The 18,480-nt window shown below is 69.0% G+C and carries 12 protein-coding genes; 2 read left to right on the forward strand and 10 right to left on the reverse strand.

Annotated features, from left to right (window positions below):
• The first annotated feature begins 153 nt into the window (after positions 1-153).
• On the forward strand, positions 154-1,884 hold the full coding sequence (locus tag U7114_RS13755; RefSeq protein WP_323057655.1) for a sensor histidine kinase: 1,731 nt from the start codon (positions 154-156) through the stop codon (positions 1,882-1,884).
• A complete protein-coding gene (locus U7114_RS13760; RefSeq protein ID WP_157238662.1) occupies positions 1,877-2,542 on the forward strand; it encodes a response regulator in 666 nt (221 codons plus the stop codon). The genes U7114_RS13755 and U7114_RS13760 overlap by 8 nt, the downstream gene beginning before the upstream one ends.
• A 15-nt stretch (positions 2,543-2,557) precedes the next feature.
• Here U7114_RS13760 and U7114_RS13765 read toward each other — a convergent pair whose 3' ends face one another.
• From U7114_RS13765 to U7114_RS13810, 10 genes are all read right to left on the reverse strand, one after another.
• A complete protein-coding gene (locus tag U7114_RS13765; RefSeq protein WP_157238663.1) occupies positions 2,558-2,941 on the reverse strand; it encodes a RidA family protein in 384 nt (127 codons plus the stop codon).
• Positions 2,942-2,987: 46 nt separating this feature from the next.
• Positions 2,988-3,491: a GNAT family N-acetyltransferase gene (locus tag U7114_RS13770; RefSeq protein ID WP_323057656.1), complete on the reverse strand. Its 504-nt coding sequence runs from the start codon at positions 3,489-3,491 to the stop codon at positions 2,988-2,990.
• Positions 3,492-3,559: 68 nt separating this feature from the next.
• Positions 3,560-4,369 carry an inositol monophosphatase family protein gene (locus U7114_RS13775; RefSeq protein WP_323057657.1) on the reverse strand — a complete coding sequence of 270 codons (810 nt, stop codon included), beginning with the start codon at positions 4,367-4,369 and terminating at the stop codon, positions 3,560-3,562.
• On the reverse strand, positions 4,366-6,642 hold the full coding sequence (ligA, locus tag U7114_RS13780) for an NAD-dependent DNA ligase LigA (RefSeq protein ID WP_323057666.1): 2,277 nt from the start codon (positions 6,640-6,642) through the stop codon (positions 4,366-4,368). The genes U7114_RS13775 and ligA overlap by 4 nt, the downstream gene beginning before the upstream one ends.
• Before the next feature lie 800 nt (positions 6,643-7,442).
• Positions 7,443-11,888: an FtsK/SpoIIIE domain-containing protein gene (locus U7114_RS13785; protein WP_157238665.1), complete on the reverse strand. Its 4,446-nt coding sequence runs from the start codon at positions 11,886-11,888 to the stop codon at positions 7,443-7,445.
• Positions 11,885-12,589 (reverse strand): hypothetical protein, encoded by a 705-nt coding sequence (locus U7114_RS13790; RefSeq protein ID WP_157238666.1) that lies wholly within the window; start codon positions 12,587-12,589, stop codon positions 11,885-11,887. The genes U7114_RS13785 and U7114_RS13790 overlap by 4 nt, the downstream gene beginning before the upstream one ends.
• A 65-nt stretch (positions 12,590-12,654) precedes the next feature.
• Complete coding sequence (locus U7114_RS13795; RefSeq protein ID WP_321215789.1) at positions 12,655-14,388, reverse strand: serine/threonine-protein kinase; 1,734 nt, start codon at positions 14,386-14,388, stop codon at positions 12,655-12,657.
• Positions 14,385-16,148, reverse strand: coding sequence for an FHA domain-containing protein (locus U7114_RS13800; protein ID WP_323057658.1), 1,764 nt, complete (start codon positions 16,146-16,148; stop codon positions 14,385-14,387). Before U7114_RS13800 ends, U7114_RS13795 begins: the two co-directional genes overlap by 4 nt.
• Positions 16,135-17,067 (reverse strand): PP2C family protein-serine/threonine phosphatase, encoded by a 933-nt coding sequence (locus tag U7114_RS13805; protein ID WP_157238669.1) that lies wholly within the window; start codon positions 17,065-17,067, stop codon positions 16,135-16,137. The genes U7114_RS13800 and U7114_RS13805 overlap by 14 nt, the downstream gene beginning before the upstream one ends.
• Entirely contained in the window at positions 17,064-18,299 is a 1,236-nt protein-coding gene (locus tag U7114_RS13810) for an RDD family protein (protein WP_323057667.1), read from the reverse strand. Before U7114_RS13810 ends, U7114_RS13805 begins: the two co-directional genes overlap by 4 nt.
• Between the last annotated feature and the right edge of the window lie 181 nt (positions 18,300-18,480).

An 18,480-nucleotide genomic window follows, 5' to 3' on the forward strand; every position in this document is an offset into this window, starting at 1 on the left:
TAGGGTGGCCGCCGTCACGGCAGTGCCTTTGGCTCAATTGATTGGCATACTGCTTATTGGGAGCATTTTGCTCATTGTGCTCACGTCGGTTCGGCCTGTATGTGGCCCCCGCCCCGGCCGTTCAAACCCGCCACAGCCCAGTCAAGGAGGATCATGCAGCGTTCCGCGCCCCGGCCTCCGCTGCGGTTCTCCACCCAGACGCTCATGCTGCAACTGTCCGTGGTGCTCCTGGTTGTCCTCTTCAGCGCAGCCGTCCATGCCTGGCTGACCTATGACCGCGCGGGCAGCGAAGCTGAAAACCAGGCGCTGACCCTGGCGCGGACACTGGCCTCGGACGCCTCGGTGCGGGCGGACGTGCTGGCAATCAGCCAACAGCCCGGCACTCCCCCGCCGTCGCAGCTGGCCGCCGGGCCGCTCATGGAGGCAGCCGAAGCTGCGCGCGCCCGGACCGGCGCCCTCTTCGTGGTGATCACCGATGAGACCGGCCTCCGGCTGGCCCACCCGGACCCGGAGCGGCTCGGTGAAAAGGTCAGCACCGATCCGTCCGAGGCATTGGCAGGCCGGGAGGTCACCACCCGGAACACTGGAACGCTGGGGCCCTCCGCGGGGGCGAAGGTTCCCGTCTACGCTCCGGACGGCACCACCGTGGTGGGCGAGGTCAGCGTGGGCTACTCCATGGAAACCGTGGGACAGAGCCTGGCACGCGACATCGGCCCGGTGGCCGTCACGGCGGCCGGCGCGCTGCTCGCGGGCGTGCTGGGTTCGTTCCTGCTGCGCCGCCGGCTGCAGCGGCTCACACTGGGGCTGGAACCTGAAGAGATCAGCACGCTGGTCCACGACCAGGTGGCTGTGCTCGAAGGCGTGGACGACGGCGTCATCGGCGTTTCGGCCGACGGCCGGATCAGCGTATTCAACTCTGCAGCACAGCGGCTGCTGGGGTTGCCGGACCTGGCCGGAAGCCGCTGGGAGGAGGCGCCGGTTCCGGACCAGCTGAAATCCCTGACCCGGACCGGTTCCGGCGGCCCGGAGGCACTTGAGCTCGTGGCGGGCGGGCGGGTGCTGGTGGCCAATGCGCGCAAGGCCCTGCACCGGCGGGAGGACCTGGGCTGGGTGGTGATGCTCCGGGACCGCACGGAACTGCAGCAGCTCACCAGGCAGCTGGACGCCGTGGGAACCATGTCCACGGCGTTGCGGGCCCAGCGCCACGAGTTCGCCAACCAGCTGCATACCATTGCCGGCTTCATGAGCATCGGCCAGCACCAGCAGGCCCGCGAGTACCTGGCCCGGCTGGCGGCCACCGGGCCGCTGAAGTTCCCGGTGGACCAGGCGGAGCTGCTCCAGGACCCCTACCTGCAGGCGTTCGTGGGGGCCAAGGGCGTGGAGGCGGACGAGCGCGGCGTGGCGCTGCGGATCGGTCCGGAGACCCTGGTCCGCGGGCAGGTGGCGGAGCCCCAGGACGTCACCACCGTGCTGGGCAACCTGATCGACAACGCGGTCAACGCTGCGGTGGCCGGCACGTCGGTGGACCGCTGGGTTGAGCTGGAGGTGCTGGATGAGCCGGACGACGACGGCGGCACCCTGCACATCGTCGTCGCCGACTCAGGCGACGGGCTGGCGGAGGAAACGGACCAGGAGGCCTTCTTCGCCGAAGGGTTCAGCACGGCGTCCGGACCCGGCCCCCGCAACGGCCGCGGCGGCGGCCACGGTTTTGGACTGGCTTTGGCACGCCAGCTGGCGAGGCGCCGCGGCGGAGACGTCAAAATACTGGATCCGGGCACAAAGGGTGGACCCGGCGCAGTCTTCATGGCCACCCTGCCGCGGACAACCGCAGGCCGGGCCGGCAGGAACACCACGGGGGCAAACGGAAAGGACACCAATGCCTGAAGATTTTCGGGTGCTGATCGTTGACGACGACTTCCACGTGGCCAAGCTGCACGCTGCCTACGTGGATTCCGTGGCGGGGTTCCTGGCGCTGGCGCCGGTGGGCACTGTGTCGCTGGCCCTGCAGTCCATCCACAGCCTGCGGCCGGACCTGGTGCTGCTGGACGTCTACCTGCCGGACGCCTCCGGCCTGGACCTGCTCCAGCAGCTGGACGTGGACACCATCATGCTGAGCGCGGCCTCCGATGCCGCCTCCGTCCGGACCGCGTTCCGCCGCGGAGCCTTGGGCTACCTGCTGAAACCGTTCACGTCGGAGGCCCTGTCCCGGCAGCTGCGCTCCTATGCCCGGTACCGGCGCCTGCTGGGGCAGCCCGGGGCGCTGGACCAGGACGCGGTGGAGCGTGCCAAGCGCGCCCTGATCCCGGGCGACGTCGCGGCGTCGCCAAAACCGCGTTCAGCCACGGAGGCCGCGGTGCTGGAATCGCTGGTGCCCGGGGAACAGTACTCGGCGGCCGAGGTGGCCGGCCGGGTGGGCGTTTCGCGCGCCACGGCCCAGCGGTACCTGTCCGCACTGGCGGACGACGGCGCCGTGGACATCCAGCTGCGGTACGGGACGACGGGCAGGCCGGAGCACCGCTACGGCCTGCCCGCAACGTCCTGAGCCGGCTGCCGGGGGCTAGCTTGCGCTCTTCTGGGCAACGAGCTCGATTTCCACGAGCATCTTCGGGTCCAGGAACGGGAGGACGTGCACCAGGGACAGCGTGGGGCGGATCTCGCCGAACACCTCGCCGTGGGCGCGGCCGGCTTCCTCCCATTTGCTGATGTCGGTCAGGTACAGCTTGGACTGGACGACGTCCTCGAAGCTGAAGCCGGCGTCGGCCAGGACCTTGCCGAGTTTCTGCAGGATGTACTGGGTCTGGGTGTAGAAGTCCTCCCCCACGATCCCGTCTTCGCCGCTTGCCGCGGTGGCGGAGATGTAGAGGGTGTTGTCCACCTGGACGGCGCGTGAGTAGCCGAGGGTCTGTTCCCAGACGGAGCCGGTGCCGAAGGTTTTGCGCATGGTGGGCCTTTCAATACTGGATTGGGTCGGCACCACTGTAGGGCTGCTACAGGTCCAGCCGGTAAACCAGCAGTTTTATGTCGGTTCCGGGGACCAGCCAGTCGCGCTCGGGCACACGGGAGAAGCCCGTCTTGCGGTAGAGGCCGTGCGCGCTTTCCCAGGTTTGCCCGGTGGTGAGTGCGACGGCCCGGATACCGTCCAACTGCCTGGCGTAGGACAGGATGGCGTCCACCATGGCCTTGCCCGCGCCGGTGCGCTGCACGGCCGGGTCCACCACCAGCATCCGGAACTCCAGCTCGTCGTCAAGGGCGATGTCCGCGTACGGTTCCCCGGCGCGCGCCAGCGTCACCGAACCAACCACCCTGCCGTCCCGCTCGGCCACCCAAATGGTGGCGTTCGCGGCCCTCAGCGCAACATCCTGGACTTGGCGCATATAGGGGTGGTCGGCGTCCTCGAAGTAGCCCGCCGCGAGGTAGGAATCACGCGTGATGCGGGCAACGGCGTCGTAATCCGTTGCGACGGCGGGACGGACGGTTATCTGGGGCTGCACCCGTCAATGCTAGTGGTACTGCCCCATAACGCTCCTCGAAAGCCCGGTTTCCGTGATCGAACTATCAGTCAGAGCGGAAACTTGCCGGAGAGCTCGAGCCCGCCGGCGCAGGTCCAGGCGTCGAGCCGGTCGGCATCGGCGGGCCCGCCCTCCAGCGGACTGGCCAGGCGGGGACGCCGGACCCAGCAGCCGGCCTCTTCCGCGATCAGTGCCCCCGCGGAGAAGTCGTGCTCGTTGAGGCCGCGCTCACCGTAGGCGTCATGGGTGCCGTCCGCAACGAGGCACAGGTCCAGGGCCGCGGAGCCCAGCCGCCGGACATCCGCGAACCCGTCCAGCAGTTCGGCCAGGAAGGCGGCCTGCTCGGCGCGGACGGCGGGATCGTAGCTGAAGCCCGTGGCCAGGATCTGCCCCTTCCGGCCGGGGACGGGCCCGTCCAGCCGGGTGGCCCTGCCGCCTTCCTCAAGCCAGGCGCCGTGGCCCCGGGCGGCGTAGTAGGTGCGGCCCAGCGCCGGGGCGTTGACGACGCCGGCCAGCCAGACGCCGTCGGCATCGGCCACAGCAACGGAGGTGGCGTAGTAGACGATGTTGCGGATGAAGTTGGTGGTTCCGTCCAGCGGGTCGATGGACCAGCGGTAGCCCGTGGGTACGTCCGGCCTGGTGGTTCCGTGTTCCTCACCGGTGATGCTGTCCCCCGGCCGTGCGGCAGAGATGACGTCCCGCACCGCATGCTCGGCGGCGACGTCGAACGAGGTGACCCAATCGCCGGCGTCCCCCTTGTTGCTGGCCTGGAGTTCCCCGGCGTTCCTGCCTGCCAGGACCCGGGCGCCCGCCGCCGCTGCAGCCTTGGCGATCTCCAGCAGTTCCGTAGGGCTGGTCATCGGGATGCCTCCGCGTCGGCCGGGACCGCCTCAGCCGCCTCCGCGCCCGGTTCCGCTCCGTTGTCCTCCGGTCTGGTGGCCAGCGCTGCCGGGCCGCCGGCCAGGAGCCGGCGGAAGCCGTCCTCGTCCAGCACGGGGACGCCCAGCTGCTCGGCCTTGTCCAGTTTGGTGCCGGCGCTTTCCCCGGCCACCAGGTAGCTGGTGTTCTTGGACACCGAACCCGCTGCCTTGCCTCCCCTGACCAGGATTGCTTCCTTGGCCTCGTCGCGGCTGAAGTTCGGCAGGGAACCGGTGACCACCACGGTCAGTCCCTCCAGGGTCCGCGGCATGGACTCGTCGCGTTCGTCCTCCATCCGGACCCCGGCGGCCGCCCAGCGGTCAACGATCTCCTGGTGCCAGTCCTCCGCGAACCATTCCTTCAGCGCTGCGGCAATGGTGGGGCCCACGCCGTCAACGTGGGCCAGGTCTTCCTCCGACGCCTGCCGGATGGCGTCCATGCTGCCGAACGCCGTCGCCAAGGCACGCGAGGCCCGCGGGCCCACGTGCCGGATGGACAGGGCCACCAGCACCCGCCACAGTGGCTGGGCCTTGGCCTTCTCCAGTTCCTTGAACAGTTTCTCGGTGGTGGCCGTGGGCTTGGACGGAGACTTAGCCGTGCCCTTGCTGTAGAAGTACGGCACCAGTTCGTAGTCACCGGTGGGGACGCCCTTGGAGCGTTTCTCGCGCCGGATCCGGACGCCGGCCAGGTCTTCGGGGGTGAGGTCGAACAGCGCAGCTTCCGAGGTAAGCGGCGGAACCTCGGGTTCGGCCGGCTGGGTCAGTGCTATGGCAGCCTCCCAGCCGAGGGCCTCGATGTCGAAGGCTCCGCGGCCGGCCAGGTGGAAGACCCGCTCCCGCAGCTGCGACGGGCACGATTTGGCGTTGGGGCAGCGGATGTCCACGTCCCCCTCCTTGGCCGGAGCCAACGGTGTGCCGCAGGAGGGGCATTCGGTGGGCATCACGAAGTCGCGGACCGGCGGGTCCTGCTGGTCGCGGAGGGCAAGGACGGGGCCCACGATCTCCGGAATGACGTCGCCCGCCTTCCGCAGGATCACGATGTCGCCGATCTTCACGCCCTTGGCCTTCACCACGTCCTGGTTGTGGAGGGTGGCCATTTCCACCGTGGAGCCCGCCACCTTGACGGGCTCCATGAGGCCAAAGGGCGTCACGCGGCCCGTGCGCCCCACGTTGACCTGGATATCCAGCAGCTTGGTGTGCACCTCCTCCGGCGGGTATTTGTAGGCGACGGCCCACCGCGGCACCCGGGTGGTGTAGCCGAGGGCCCGCTGGGTGGCGAAGTCATCGACCTTGATGACGATGCCGTCGATCTCGTGCAGCAGCTTGTGGCGTTTGTCCCCGTACCGTTTGATGAATTCCAGGACCTCGTCCAGGCTCCCCAGCACCTCGGAGTAGGGGCTGACGGGAAGGCCCCACTCCTTCAGCAGGTCATAGGTCTCGGACTGGCTGCGGGCCTCAAGGCCCTCGCGTGCACCGATGCCGTGGACGAACATCTTCAGGGGGCGCTTGGCTGTTTCTGCCGGGTCCTTCTGCCGGAGCGAGCCTGCAGCGGCGTTGCGGGGGTTGGCCAGGGGTGCCTTGCCCGCTTCGATCAGCGCCTCGTTGAACTCGGCGAATTCCTTGGAGGGGATGAACACCTCGCCCCGGACTTCCATTTCTGCCGGGAACCCCCCGCCCCGGAGCTCCTGCGGGATTTCCTTGATCGTCAGGACGTTGTGGGTGATGTCCTCGCCGGTGGTTCCATCGCCCCGGGTGGCGGCACGCACCAGCTTCCCGTCGCGGTAGAGCAGGTTGACCGCGAGGCCGTCGATCTTGAGTTCCGTCAGCCAGGCCGCGGCCGGTGTCCCGTCGCCGAGCTTGGCGATGCCGGCGTCGGCTTTTTTCAGCCAGGCCTCCAGCTCCTCGAGGGAGAAAACGTCCTCGAGGCTGTACATCCGCTGGAGGTGCTGCACGGCGGCGAAGGCTGCGGAAACTTCCCCGCCCACCTCCTGGGTGGGCGAATCGTTGGCCACGAGTTCGGGGTGGAGCGCCTCAATTTCCTCCAGCCGGCGGAAGAGCTCGTCGAATTCAGCATCCGAAACCAGCGGGGCGTCTTCCTGGTAGTACGCGAACCGGTACTTCCTGACCAGGTCCACCAGGTTCTCGTACTCCTCGCGGACGGATTCGCTGGGGACGGCGTTCGGCTCAACGGGTTCCGTGGTGCGGGTGGCGGTCATTTCTGCGGGGCCTGGTCCTGTACTCACAGACCTATCTTGCCATCAAGGCAGGTGAGCGGGGCCCTGATCAGTGCGACCGGAGGCGGTTCCTGCCCCACCAGGCGAAGGATGCTGCGGCGGCGGCCAGCAGTAAGATGCCGGCAATGACTGGCAGGAGGGCGGGGCCGCCACCGGAATCCCCGTCGGGCGCGACTGCCGCAACCCGCGTGGCCTTGGCGGACCTGGTGACGGGCGTATTCCAGTCCTGACCGCTTGATGCGCCTGTGGGCGGTGGGGAAGCCGCGGGTCCCGTTGCCGTGGCCGAAGGGGTGGCTGATCCTTCGGGTTCCGCAGACGGGGCTGCCTGCAAGGGCTCAGGTTCGGCCGGAGGCGCGACCGAAGGGGCGGGCTGACCCGGAGGGGCCGGCGCTGGATCGGCCGGCGGAACGGGCGGGCTTTCGGGTTCCTTGGGCTTCTGGGTCCGGGTGGGCTCCGCGGGATTCGGATTGTCCGCAGGCTCTGGCGCGCAGAACACGAGGCACAGGCCAGGAGATGTTGTGGACGCCGGTGCGGGTTCCGGGGAGTCTGCGGTCGCCGGGCTGGCCGGGAGGAGACACAGGGTGCTGGCCAGGACAGCGGCCGATGCCGTCGCCGAGGCAGCGCGGAATACTGGTAGGGACGGGAACATTTGCTACCTTTCGATGCGCGCAGTCCCCCCGCTGCGGCTTTCTGGTGTCTCCGGTAGTCTTCTACACCCTCGCCTGGCGCCGCAAATCAGCCGCAAATCACCGGGACCTGCGGCGTACCGTGTGGCACGTGCGTCAGTCCCTGCTTTCCGGGGGCAGCGCCACCTGGATTTTCCGTGCCTTGCCGCGTCCCACCACGTAGCCGCGGCCCGGGATGAAGTCCGGGCTGACCCGGCCCAGGGAGGTGTTGAGCAGGCTGTCGCCTTCGATGTCCCCCGGGTTCAGCAACAGTCCGCGCCGGCCGGATTTGAATGGCTGCGCGAGGGACCAGGCCGAGGACCAGGTGGAGGTTTCGGACTCCCCCACCACCCACTGGTCGGCTTTGATGGACGCGGTCACCAGCTGCGCCACGCCCGATTCGGCCAGGGTATCCGTGAACTCGGTCAGGCCCTCAATGAAGATGGCCAGGGAGCCGGGGTTTCCGGACGAATGTTCAACCAGGTCCTCCACAACCGCAGCGAGATCGTCCGCTCCCACCACGGAGCGGTTCCAGATAGGCAGGGAGGCGACGGCGGAGCGCCGGGCTGCCAGGTAGATCAGCTCGGTGTCCGGGTTGGACCGCCGCAGGGCGTAGGCCAGCGTCACCAGCGCCACGGTGCGGCCCGCACCTGGCGGGCCTGCCAGGAGCAGCGGGCCCCGCGCCATGATCTCGGCCGGCCGCAGCGTTTCATCGTCGACGCCAATGACCGGAACTCCGGTGCTGCCGGACGGCAGGACATCCAGGTCCACCTGGTCCGGAAGCCTTTCGATGCCGGGTGCGGCATCCAGCCCCTGGCGGAGCATGGCTTCGCTGAGCTTGTGCACCTCACGTGCCTGCAGCGCCAGGTTGGAGTTGCCGCCAAGGACTGCCAGCTGGACTTCCAGCCCGTCCAGGAGTCCCCGCCCGGGCGGCGAGGCGGCGGTGAGGACGTCCCGGGGCACGTCCATGGAAATGTAGTCGTCCTCGGAGGACAGGCGGAGCACCAGGCGGCGCTGGATGGAAGCGAGCAGCGAGGCGGGCACGGCGTTGGGCCGGTCTCCGGTCACCACAAGGTGGATGCCCAGGGTGCGCCCGTCCGTCGCCAGCTGCAGGAAGATGTCCCACAGCCCGGACAGCCTGCTGTGTTCGTAGGCCTCCCGGAACGCGGACATGCCGTCCACCAGAACAAAGATGCGCTTTTCATCAGGCCTGCCGGCCAGCTTGCGGTACTCGACAATGGTGGACGCGCGCACCTCGGCAAACCGGGCCGACCGCTGCTCGGCGATGTCCCCCAGCAGGCGCAGCAGCCGCCCCACCCGTTCAACGTCGTCGCCGTTAATGACCTCGCCCACGTGCGGAAGCTCCTCCAGCATGCTCAGCCCGGAGGAGCCGCAGTCGATCCCGTACACGTGGACCGGCCCGCCGCGGGGCGTCACCGCGGCCGCTATCGCGATGCCGCGCAGCGCGGCCGACTTCCCCGAACCGCCGGTGCCGTAGATGGCCATGTTGCCGTCCTTGTCCGGCTCGTAGAACACGGTGGGCTGCGCCTGGCGGGAAGGGTCGTCGGCCACGCCGAGGAGCAGCTGTTCGTCGGTACGGGGGTTGGGCAGCCTGGAGAAGTCGTAAGTCTTGGCGAGTTCGTCCAGCCACGGCTTGCGGGGGGCGTTGATGGACAGGGCATCCGCTGCGCGGACGATGGTGGAGGTCATCCTGGCGATGTCGTTGGGGCCGGCGGGCCCGGCCGCTTCCGGTTTCTCCGTAGCCGGGGCCTCCCAGGCCGGGCCGGAGCCAAAGGCCATTTCCACGACGTCGATCTGGGGCCGCTGCGGTTTCTCCGTGGTCCATCCGCCGGCGTAGCCGGTCTGGAAGCCCTGGATCCGTCCCGGGCCGGTCTTGGCTGCACCGCGGCCGGGGATGGCCGGATCGAAGTAGGCGGCATCGGGGACGCCGAGGATGTCCGTGGCGTCGTCCTCATCAGCCATCCGCAGGGCCACCCTGAGGTTGGTGTTGGCGCGGAGGCTGTCCTTGATGACGCCGGCCGGGCGCTGGGTGGCCAGGATGAGGTGCAGGCCCAGCGAGCGCCCGCGGGCTGCAACGTCCACCACTCCGTCAACGAATTCGGGTACCTCGTTGGCCAGCGCGGCGAATTCGTCGACGACGATCACCAGGTAGGGCGGCGCGTCCGGGTCTGCTTCCCGCTGAAGGGCCAGCAGGTCCTTGGCCTTCTTCCGGTTCAGCAGGTGCTCCCGGTAGTGGAGTTCGGCGCGCAGTGAGGTGAGGGCGCGCCGGACCAGGTGCGGCGAAAGGTCGGTGACCAGCCCGACGGTGTGGGGCAGGTTGATGCAGTCGGCGAACGCAGCCCCGCCCTTGTAGTCCACGAACAGGAAACTCACCCGGTCCGGGCTGTAGGCGGCGGCCATGCCCATCACCCAGGACTGTAGGAATTCGGACTTGCCGGCACCCGTGGTGCCGCCCACCAGGGCGTGCGGGCCCTCGTTCTTCAGGTCCAGGTACAGGGGTTCAATGCCTTTGGAACCCACCAGGGCCCGGAGGGTGCCGTTGTCCTTCCGGTTGGCCACGGCGCTGGCGTGCACGGAGTTGTTTTCCGTCCAGCGCTCGGCCACGGCCTGGGGGTTGTCCAGGAAGTCCTTGCCGATCAGCGTGGCGTAGGAGACGGCCCGTGGAAGGTCGGAATCGTCGTTCACGGGTTTGCCCACATCCATGACCGGGGCCAGCATCCGGGCAAGTTGGGCGGCCAGTTCGGCGTCGACGCTTTCGCAGCTGACAGGGTACGTGTGCCTGCCAAGGCGGACCTGCCCGGTGGTGGTGCCGTGTTCCCCGTCCACCACCATGAAGTCCCGGCAGGCAGCGGGAAGCGACTGGATGTCGGTGGCCACCCAGACCACATGGACACCGGAGTCCGGTCCCCGCTCCGCGAGCCGGGTGAGCCTGCCGCGGTCCACCGGCGCGTCGTCTTCCACGATCACCAGGACCGCGGGCAGCACAGGCTGGTCCACGTCGTGCTTGGCCGGGTCCAGCCCGGGGCGGAGGTCCGGTCCGGAGCGCTTCGCCGCGGCCTCCCTGGCATCGAGCAGGTCCTCGAGCCGGGCCAGCAGCGAGGAGCCGCCGGCCGAACCGGCGGCCAGGTGGTCGCCGGCAAGGGGGCTGTGCCCCGAACCCACGTGCGGCAGCCATTGCAGCCAGTTCCAGCGTTCCCGGGACTGCGCGGACGTGATGGCCGCGATGACAACTTCCGCGGGCGAGTGGAGGCCCGCGAGCTGCAGCACCATGCCCCGGGCGACGTCGTCCACCAGGCCGCGGGCACCGGCAACGCCCAGGGACCCGGAGGTGCGCAGCTGGGATACGACGGGAACGCCCTCGATGTCGCGGAACTGCTTTAGGCAGTCCTGGATCTCCTGCGCGTACTGCGCCTCGGTGTCGTTGCTTGGCGGTTCCTCCAACAGGACCCGGGAGGGTGACGTGCCCAGGCCGAACCGAAGGCCCAGGAATCCGGTGTGCTCCGGACGGTGCGTCCACAACAGCGGACCGAGCTTGTAGATGGCGTCCACGGTGTCGCTGACCGACGGCGCTTCCTGGAGCCGGACGGCACGTTCAACCTGTTGCAGTTCCGTGAGGTCCTTCCGGAAGGCGGCCATGGCGGCGCGGAAGTGCTTGAGCTGCTCCTTCTGCTGCCCCCTGCTCCGCATCTTCTGGTCCACGTAGTGGCCCACGATGAAGAGCGGCATCATCATCATGAACAGCACCGAGAGCGCGTTGCCGGTCACCGCGAAGATCACCGCACCCATCAGCAGCGGGGCGATCATCATGATGTACGGGAACGGGTGGTCCTCGGGACGCTTGGGTCCGGCAGGGAGCACGCGTTTGGGTTCCTCGAAGCGGGGAACCACGCGCGGTGACCGGTTGAAGTTCACCAGGGGCGACGTCGGTGCTGCCGCCTGGTTGTGCCCCAGCGGCACCACGGTCACGGTGGTGTCCCCCAGCGTGACCGCGTCCGAGGAATTCAGGGTGGCGCGGGTGACGGGGAGGCCGTCCATCAGCAGCCCGTTGGCCGAATTGGTGTCCACGATTTCCACGCCCTCACCCACCGTGATGCGGGCGTGGCGCTTGGATGTCAGGGGGTCCGAGAGGCGGATGTCCACGTCCCGGTCCCTGCCGATGTAACTGGTGCCGACGGGCAGGGAAAACTCGCGGCCGGCGTCGGGCCCCGAAAGGACGCGGAGGGTGGCGGCCGCAGGACCGCGGCTGGCACCCGGCACATCGAACTGCGCGCTCACCTGGGCCAGGGACACAACAGAACCCGGCCGGAGGCCGGACTCGAGGAGGTTGTCCGTCCGGGTGAGCATGGTTCCGCTCAGGCCGGCACCGACAAACGCCTCTTCGATGCGCAGGGAGAGGTTGTCCGGCACCGGGGTGCCCTTGCGCCCCGGATCCGCGGCCCAGAGCATGGCGGCGGTATCGGCCACGGTGGCCAGGCCGTCCACGGTAACGGCCAGATCCTTCGTTTCGGCAGGGTCCCGGCGGAGGGTCACACGGATTCTCATCCCTCGTCCACGCCCCTCATCTTCTCGATCAGGTGCAGGTCATCCGGGGTCACCAGGTGTGAGGTGACCGCGTGCTCCACAAGCCGGGCGCGGCGGTTGGTGGCGAGTTTGCCGCCGCCGCCCCGCAGTCCGGCCACGCCCACGCGGTCGAGCTTGTCGCACACATTGTCGAGCTTCCGGTTGAAGCGGGTCAGCGCCCATCCCAGCGTCTTCGCGGCAGCCGCCGAGGAGGGGATGGCGCTGAACCCCGTACCTTCCCGCCGGAGCATGGGTTCTGCGAGCGCCACGATGAGGGCCTTCTGGGAGTCGGTGAACACCACCGGGCCGATGGTGGTGTCGCCGTTGCTGTCGCCGTCGCGCGCCTCCTGCCGGAAGGAGGGGGTCTTGAGGTGCACGGCAAACTCGTAGGTGGTGGGCCCTGCCGTGAAAATGATGTTCGTGTGGCTGAAGACCAGCGGGATCCGGGCTCCGGGTGACAGCCAGGCCTGCATCCCGCCGGTGGCGTCGGCAACCGTGGCCGAGAGCATGCTGCCCACGTTGCTGAGCCACCAGATCCCGTCATAGCGGGCCACCTGCAGGAACTGACGGTGAAGGTAGGGATTGTCGTCAACTTCGAGGTCGCCTTCGCGGCCGATATTGAAGACGTCCTCGTCCGATGGCTCGTACCATTCACCACAGAAATCTATTGCTAGATCCCCCATTTTCTGTGCCTCCTCGTTAGGCGGAACTGAGCTTGTCATGGAGCTGGTTGCAGGGCGCTCCGCGGTCATGTGCCGGCGCAAGCGATCGAGCCTTCCTCCAGCGGGGAGAAGGCTCCGTCCGAGCGAACGATCATCACCTGGATGCAGGTCTGGCCGGACGGGTTTGCCGTGACGCGGACAGGCGGCTGTTCGACAGACTGGTATTCGCCGCCGCCCCCGATGCTGTACACCCGCCACTTGTAGGTGTCACCCTCTTTGGGCTGCGGGTTCAGCCACGTGAAGGAGGCGTTGCCGTCCGCGGACACCGTTCCCTTGAGGCCTTCCACGTCCGGCACCGTTCCGTTGTCCAATGCGTCGGCCGGCGGCTTGCTGGCCTGCTGGGTCTCCACCGCAGCGGGTTTTTCGGGCGAGGCGTTGGCCACCACCAGGCCCACCACGGCGGCAAGGGCCAGCAGGGTGCCGCCCGAGATTGCCAGCCAGAGATTGCGTTTGCCGTGGTCCGTGGCGGGTAGCGGCACGCCTGCCGGCTCGTCGCGTCTTGCCGGCCGGTGGACGGTAGTGTCCGGGACGTCCGCACCCTCTTGAAGATTGCCGCCCGGTGCCTGCTCGCCAGGGCGCGCCGGCGCGGCGGCACCGCGCAGGACGGTGGCGTGGGCCCACTCCTGCGGCTGCGCCGCCGGTGCAGGAGTGGAGGGGCTGCTGTGCACGGCGGGCGCGGGCTGCGCAAACCGCGACGGCGCGGCATCCGCTGCGGGAGCTTGTCCGCCAGCGGCCTGCCCGCCACCTGCCTGCCCGCCAGCGGCCTGCGGCCACGTGCGTGCGGGGAAGGTGGGCGCGCTGCCCGTCCGCTCCGGATCGATCGCGGCGATGCTCCGGACCCGGGTTTCTTCGAAGCCGTCATCCGGCCGGCTGTCCTCGTGCTGCGGCTCCTCAAGCACCTCAAAGGGCGTGACGGAGAGGTTAAGCTCCGCCTGGATGCGCTGCAGGGCAAGGGCGAAGGCGTGCGCTGAGGAATAGCGGGACTGCGGCGACTTGGCCATCGCCGTCGAAAGGGCCTGTTCCAGGGACTCGGGAACGTCCGCGCGGCCCAGGCGCGGCAGCGGCGTGTTGCTGATCCGGTTGATCAGCTCACGCTGTGAATTGTCCGCGCCCGGCATGACGAACGGCGAGCGGCCGGCGAGCAGGGTGTAGAGCGTGGCTCCGAGGGCCCACACATCCACCATCACCCCGTCCACGGCGCCATCGGTGAACTGTTCGGGCGGGGACCACGGGATGGACATGCCCGAGTCGTCGTCGCTGTCGCCGGCGAGGGTGCCGGAGATGCCGAAGTCGGTGAGGGCGGGCCGGTTGTAGTCGGTGACCAGGATGTTGGCAGGCTTGATGTCGCGGTGGGCGATGCCGGCGCGGTGGGCGGTCTCGACGGCGGACGCCACCTGGATGCCGACGGCCAGGACTTCATCCACGCTAAACCGCTGCCTGCGGTACCGCACGTCCAGGCTTGGCCGGGAGCAGTACTCCATGGCCAGGTAGGAGTGCCCGTCGTCGGTCACCTCCGCTTCAAAGATGGTGACGATGTACGGGTGCGAGGACAGCTGCGCCATGAGGTTGGCCTCGGACTCGAAGCGGCGGCGGGCGCCCTCCGTCTTCAGGTCCGAGAGCAGGACCTTGACGGCCACCTTGCGGCGCGGCCTGTCCTGTTCATACAGGTAGACGTCGGAAAAGCCGCCGGAACCGAGCAGGCTGATGTACGTGAACCCCTGGATGCGGGGCGGCGGCGCTACAGGCCGTTTGGAACTCAAGGAATCTCCTCAAAACGCAGCGAGATGTTGTCGCCCAGTTCAGCGATGTCCCCGTCCAGCAGGATGGCCATCTCGTTCTGCGCCAGGCGGCGGGGCGGCTGGCCTTCACGCACCAGGACGGTTCCGTTCGTGGCCTTGAGGTCGCACAGCATGACGTGCCATCCCTCCAGCCGAACCTCCACGTGGGACCGGGATATGTCGCCTTCCAGGCTCGGCACCTGGACCAGCCGGGGCATGACGCCGCCCTGGACCCGGGACACGGAGGGTTGCCTGCCGATGACCAATGACTGGTCAAGGTCCAGCAGCTCCCCGGTGGACAGGCGCACCCGTCCCAGCCGTGGCCGGGGCACCTGCACGGCGTCCGGATGAAGCCCTGCCCCGCAGGCGGCACACTGCGCGCGGGTGGGGGGATTCGCGTGACCCTGGCTGCAGACCCGGGCCAGGACGGTCGGCCCGGCCTGCGGGTCCGCAACCGCCGCAGGGGCGGGCTGCGCCGGTGAAGCTCCGATGCTGCCCTTCATGACCGTCTGTCCGTCATGGTCGTCGTCGAAGGCCGCGTTTGCAGGCGGGGTCGCGGGGACGGTGGCCGGCACGGGTGCAGGCCCTGGCGCGGCATCGGCCGCGGCGGCGGCGGCGGTGCCGGGGACCTTTTTCCACGGCACGGAATCGATGAGTACCCCGGCGGGCTGTTGCACTGCCGGCGGGTGGTCGACGGCGGGGGCCGCCACCACGCCAGGCGCGTGTTCGACGGCGGACGGGGCTTCCGTTACTGCCGCCTTCGCATCTCCGCCAGGATTGAGGACTACGGGCGCGTTGTGTTCCTCCGCTCTAGGCACGGCGTCGGCAGTCCCGGCGCCGGCAGAGTCTGTGAAGCTTCCGGCATCGGCAACCTCCGCTTCCTCGCGCACTGCGGCGCCTTCGATACTCCGGATGACCGTCCGCTCCCACAGGTGGTCGTAGGAGCTGGTCTGGTCGCTCACCACGATTGCCGCTTGCGCCGGCTGGTATTCAGCTGTTTCGGCTTGGGCGGACGGCTCTGTGCCTGCGCCCGCCTCCATCCCGGGCCCGGCCCCTGCCGGTTGGACGTCGCCCTCATCTACGTACGCACTTATGTACGCATCGACCTGCGCATCATCGTCGGGCACGGCGAGAACAGTCTCGGCTGAGGCTTCCGGCTCCGGCTCCGGCTCCGGCTCCGGGACGATTGTTATCTCGCGCGGCTCGTCCGTTCCCGGCGCCGCCTCGCGCCGGTCCGCTACGCCTGCGGAATCGACCGCCACTGCAGCCGCCGGCGCCGGCGCCAGTTCCGGCCGGGCAGGGCCCAGCCCGAGGACCAGGGACTGCAGCAGGACCACACCCTCCCCCAGCGGCAACTCCGGCTGGTCTCCGGAACCGCCGGCCGGGATGCTGATCCGGCAGGCTCCGGACAGGGCAAACCGGCGCTCGTTCCAGGTGGTGACGTCCCGCCCGTCCAGTTCCACCCGGCCGTCCGGGAGTTCCACGGCGAGGTCGAGGTCGCCGCGGAGGAACACCCGCAAGGGACCGGAGAAATCGAGGATGCCAAATGGCGGGATCCGGGTGAGTGAGCCGCCAGAGCTGCCGGTGATGGCATGGAGTACTTCGTGGACCGCCGGCTTGCTTTCCAGGAGTTCCCATACCGCACCCGCCGTGGCCTGCGTCGTGTCCGGGCCGAGGAGGACCGCGGTGCGCGAGCGGAGGATGCCCAGCCAGGTGCCCGGGACGTAGCTAGTGCCGGTCATCGTGGGGTTCCCCGCTCTCGTGCGCCGAAGGTCCGCCATCTTGTTGGGGCAAGGGCTGCGTTACAGCCTGGCTCCCATGGGAGCGGGGCAGCGTGTCTGCCTCTTCTGCGTCCGGACCGTGCCGCGGCGCGGTGGTGGCGGCGCCGGCGTCGTTCAGGACGTTCCGGGCATCAACCACAATCACCGTGATGTTGTCGCTGCCGCCGTTCCGCAGCGCAGCCTGGATCAGGGCGTCGGCGGCGTCCTGCGGGTGGCCCACCGTACTGATGATGCGGAGGATGTCCTCGTCCGCCACTTCGCCGGTGAGGCCGTCCGAGCAGACCAGGACACGGTCGCCTTCCTCCACGGGGAGCAGCCAGTAGTCGGCCTCGGTCTCGTCCCCGGTGCCCAGGGCGCGGGTGACAACGTGGCGCCGAGGATGGACAGTGGCCTGCTCGGCGGTGATCTCGCCCGCATCCACAAGTTCCTGCACCTCAGAGTGGTCCACGCTGACCTGCTCAAACCGCCCCTGGCTGAGGCGGTACGTACGGGAATCGCCGATGTTCATGACCAGCCAGTAGGGCAGGCCCATTTGTTCCACCACCACTGCACCGGTCAGGGTGGTCCCCGCCCTGGCACCCGTGGCCTCCCGGATGGACGAGTCCGCCCGGAGCAGGTACTGCTGGAGCGCCGCGGCCGTGACGGTGCGTTCCCCCGTTGCGAGCTGCGGAATCCCTGCCAGGGCCCGCACGCACATGCCGCTTGCCACTTCGCCTGCTTCGTGGCCGCCCATCCCGTCCGCAACGGCGAACACAGGATCGGAAGCAAGGTAGGAATCTTCGTTCAGCTCCCGGCGGAGTCCCCGGTCCGTGCCATAGCCGTAGCTCAGGCTGAGGCCCGGCTGGACGGTGGAGGGAACGCTGGCGGGCTGTTGGTTCATGCCTGTCCTAGGTAAAAGGTCCGGTCTCCGAAGTGGACACTGGATCCGGGCGTAACAAAAGTTGGGACACCCGGCGCAAGTGGCGTCCTGGCGCCGTTCGGGGTGGTCACGGCGCTGCCGTTCGTGGAGTTCCTGTCCGTCACCCAGATCCCCGCGCCGTCGGTCAGCAGGTGGAGGTGGGTTTTCGAGATGGACCGGCCGGGATCGTCGACGGCCAGGAGCTGGGCATGCTGTTCACCGGACTGGCCCACGGGATTGCGGCCCACCAGGACGCTGCGGTCCAACTGGAAGTCGCGCCCGTCGTCCAGGCGGATCCGGAGGACGGCGACGGGTGCAGGCCCGCCTGCCTGCGGGCGCACCTGGGTGCGTTCAACGTCGTCGTCCACGTGGTGCTGCGCGCCGCGCATCGGCACGGACGCACCAGCGGGTCCACCGGCGGCGGCTGACGTACCCGGCGGCACGGCGGACGGCGGCGCGAAGGACCCAGGTGCCGTGTAGGGCATGGTCTGGGACGGCGACGTCTGCGAGGGCGCCTGAACGGGCGGGGAAGGCTGCACCGGCGGGGACGCGGCGGGAATGCCCGCCACCGGGGAGAGCACCTGCTGCACCGGCGGCAGGTCCAGCGGCGCGAAGCTGTACGGGCCCTGGATGCCGCCGGTGGTGATGGGGTCGCGCCCGGCCTTCACATCGAAAACGAGGGCCTTGGCGGCTTTGTCCTGCCATCCCCGCAGGCGGCCGTTCCGGTCCCAGGTATTGGACACCACCACCAGCACGGCCCAGGCGGCACCCGCAAAAAGCAGCGGCGCAAGGATGAACAGGGCCGGTCCGAACCACTTGAACACCACCACCAGGACCGCCGCCAGCAGCGCCACCAGCATGCCGGCACCGGTAAAGAGGCCGCGGAGGAAGACGGCGCCGGCGCCCGGCGCGTAGCCGTCGTTGTCCGCGCTGCGGATGCCCATGAGCAGGTTGCCGGGTGTCTTGCCTGTCCTCGCTTCAATCCCCATGACCACGAACAGGTACACCAGCGTCAGGCCCAGCCCGATGCTGCCGAACAGCACCAGGGAGGCGGTGTCATAGGTGATGTACTGGCCGTTGCGGGTGCGGGTAATCCCGGCAAAGCCAACGGTGAGCGTCAGCACCAGCACGGTTAGCGGCGGCAGCCAGTCAATGACGGCAGCGCCAAGCCGCTTGCCGGCCGTGGCCGGCACAAGCTGAAGGTTCACTGCCATTCCCGTTCCTCCCCCTGGGACGGCCCCCGACTGCGCGGTGAAACCGCCGGCGCGCCCCCGCCCCGTGCCTGCGTTTGCGAACCCCGCGGCCTGAAGCGCCGGGGGGCTTTGTACTACCGGGATAGTACCGGGAATCGCTGCACGGTGGGCAGTCACAGCTCCGGGCGGCGGGTCACTGCCG

This window comes from Pseudarthrobacter sp. C1 (genome assembly GCF_034720455.1).
Taxonomy (GTDB): domain Bacteria; phylum Actinomycetota; class Actinomycetes; order Actinomycetales; family Micrococcaceae; genus Arthrobacter.

Coding starts and splice junctions, on each gene's coding strand:
- U7114_RS13810 (WP_323057667.1), bottom strand. CDS start 18,299: ATGGCAGTGAACCTTCAGCTTGTGCCGGCCACGGCCGGCAAGCGGCTT.
- U7114_RS13790 (WP_157238666.1), bottom strand. CDS start 12,589: ATGGGGGATCTAGCAATAGATTTCTGTGGTGAATGGTACGAGCCATCG.
- U7114_RS13800 (WP_323057658.1), bottom strand. CDS start 16,148: ATGACCGGCACTAGCTACGTCCCGGGCACCTGGCTGGGCATCCTCCGC.
- ligA (WP_323057666.1), bottom strand. CDS start 6,642: ATGACCGCCACCCGCACCACGGAACCCGTTGAGCCGAACGCCGTCCCC.
- U7114_RS13785 (WP_157238665.1), bottom strand. CDS start 11,888: ATGAGAATCCGTGTGACCCTCCGCCGGGACCCTGCCGAAACGAAGGAT.
- U7114_RS13760 (WP_157238662.1), top strand. CDS start 1,877: ATGCCTGAAGATTTTCGGGTGCTGATCGTTGACGACGACTTCCACGTG.
- U7114_RS13805 (WP_157238669.1), bottom strand. CDS start 17,067: ATGAACCAACAGCCCGCCAGCGTTCCCTCCACCGTCCAGCCGGGCCTC.
- U7114_RS13775 (WP_323057657.1), bottom strand. CDS start 4,369: ATGACCAGCCCTACGGAACTGCTGGAGATCGCCAAGGCTGCAGCGGCG.
- U7114_RS13755 (WP_323057655.1), top strand. CDS start 154: ATGCAGCGTTCCGCGCCCCGGCCTCCGCTGCGGTTCTCCACCCAGACG.
- U7114_RS13765 (WP_157238663.1), bottom strand. CDS start 2,941: ATGCGCAAAACCTTCGGCACCGGCTCCGTCTGGGAACAGACCCTCGGC.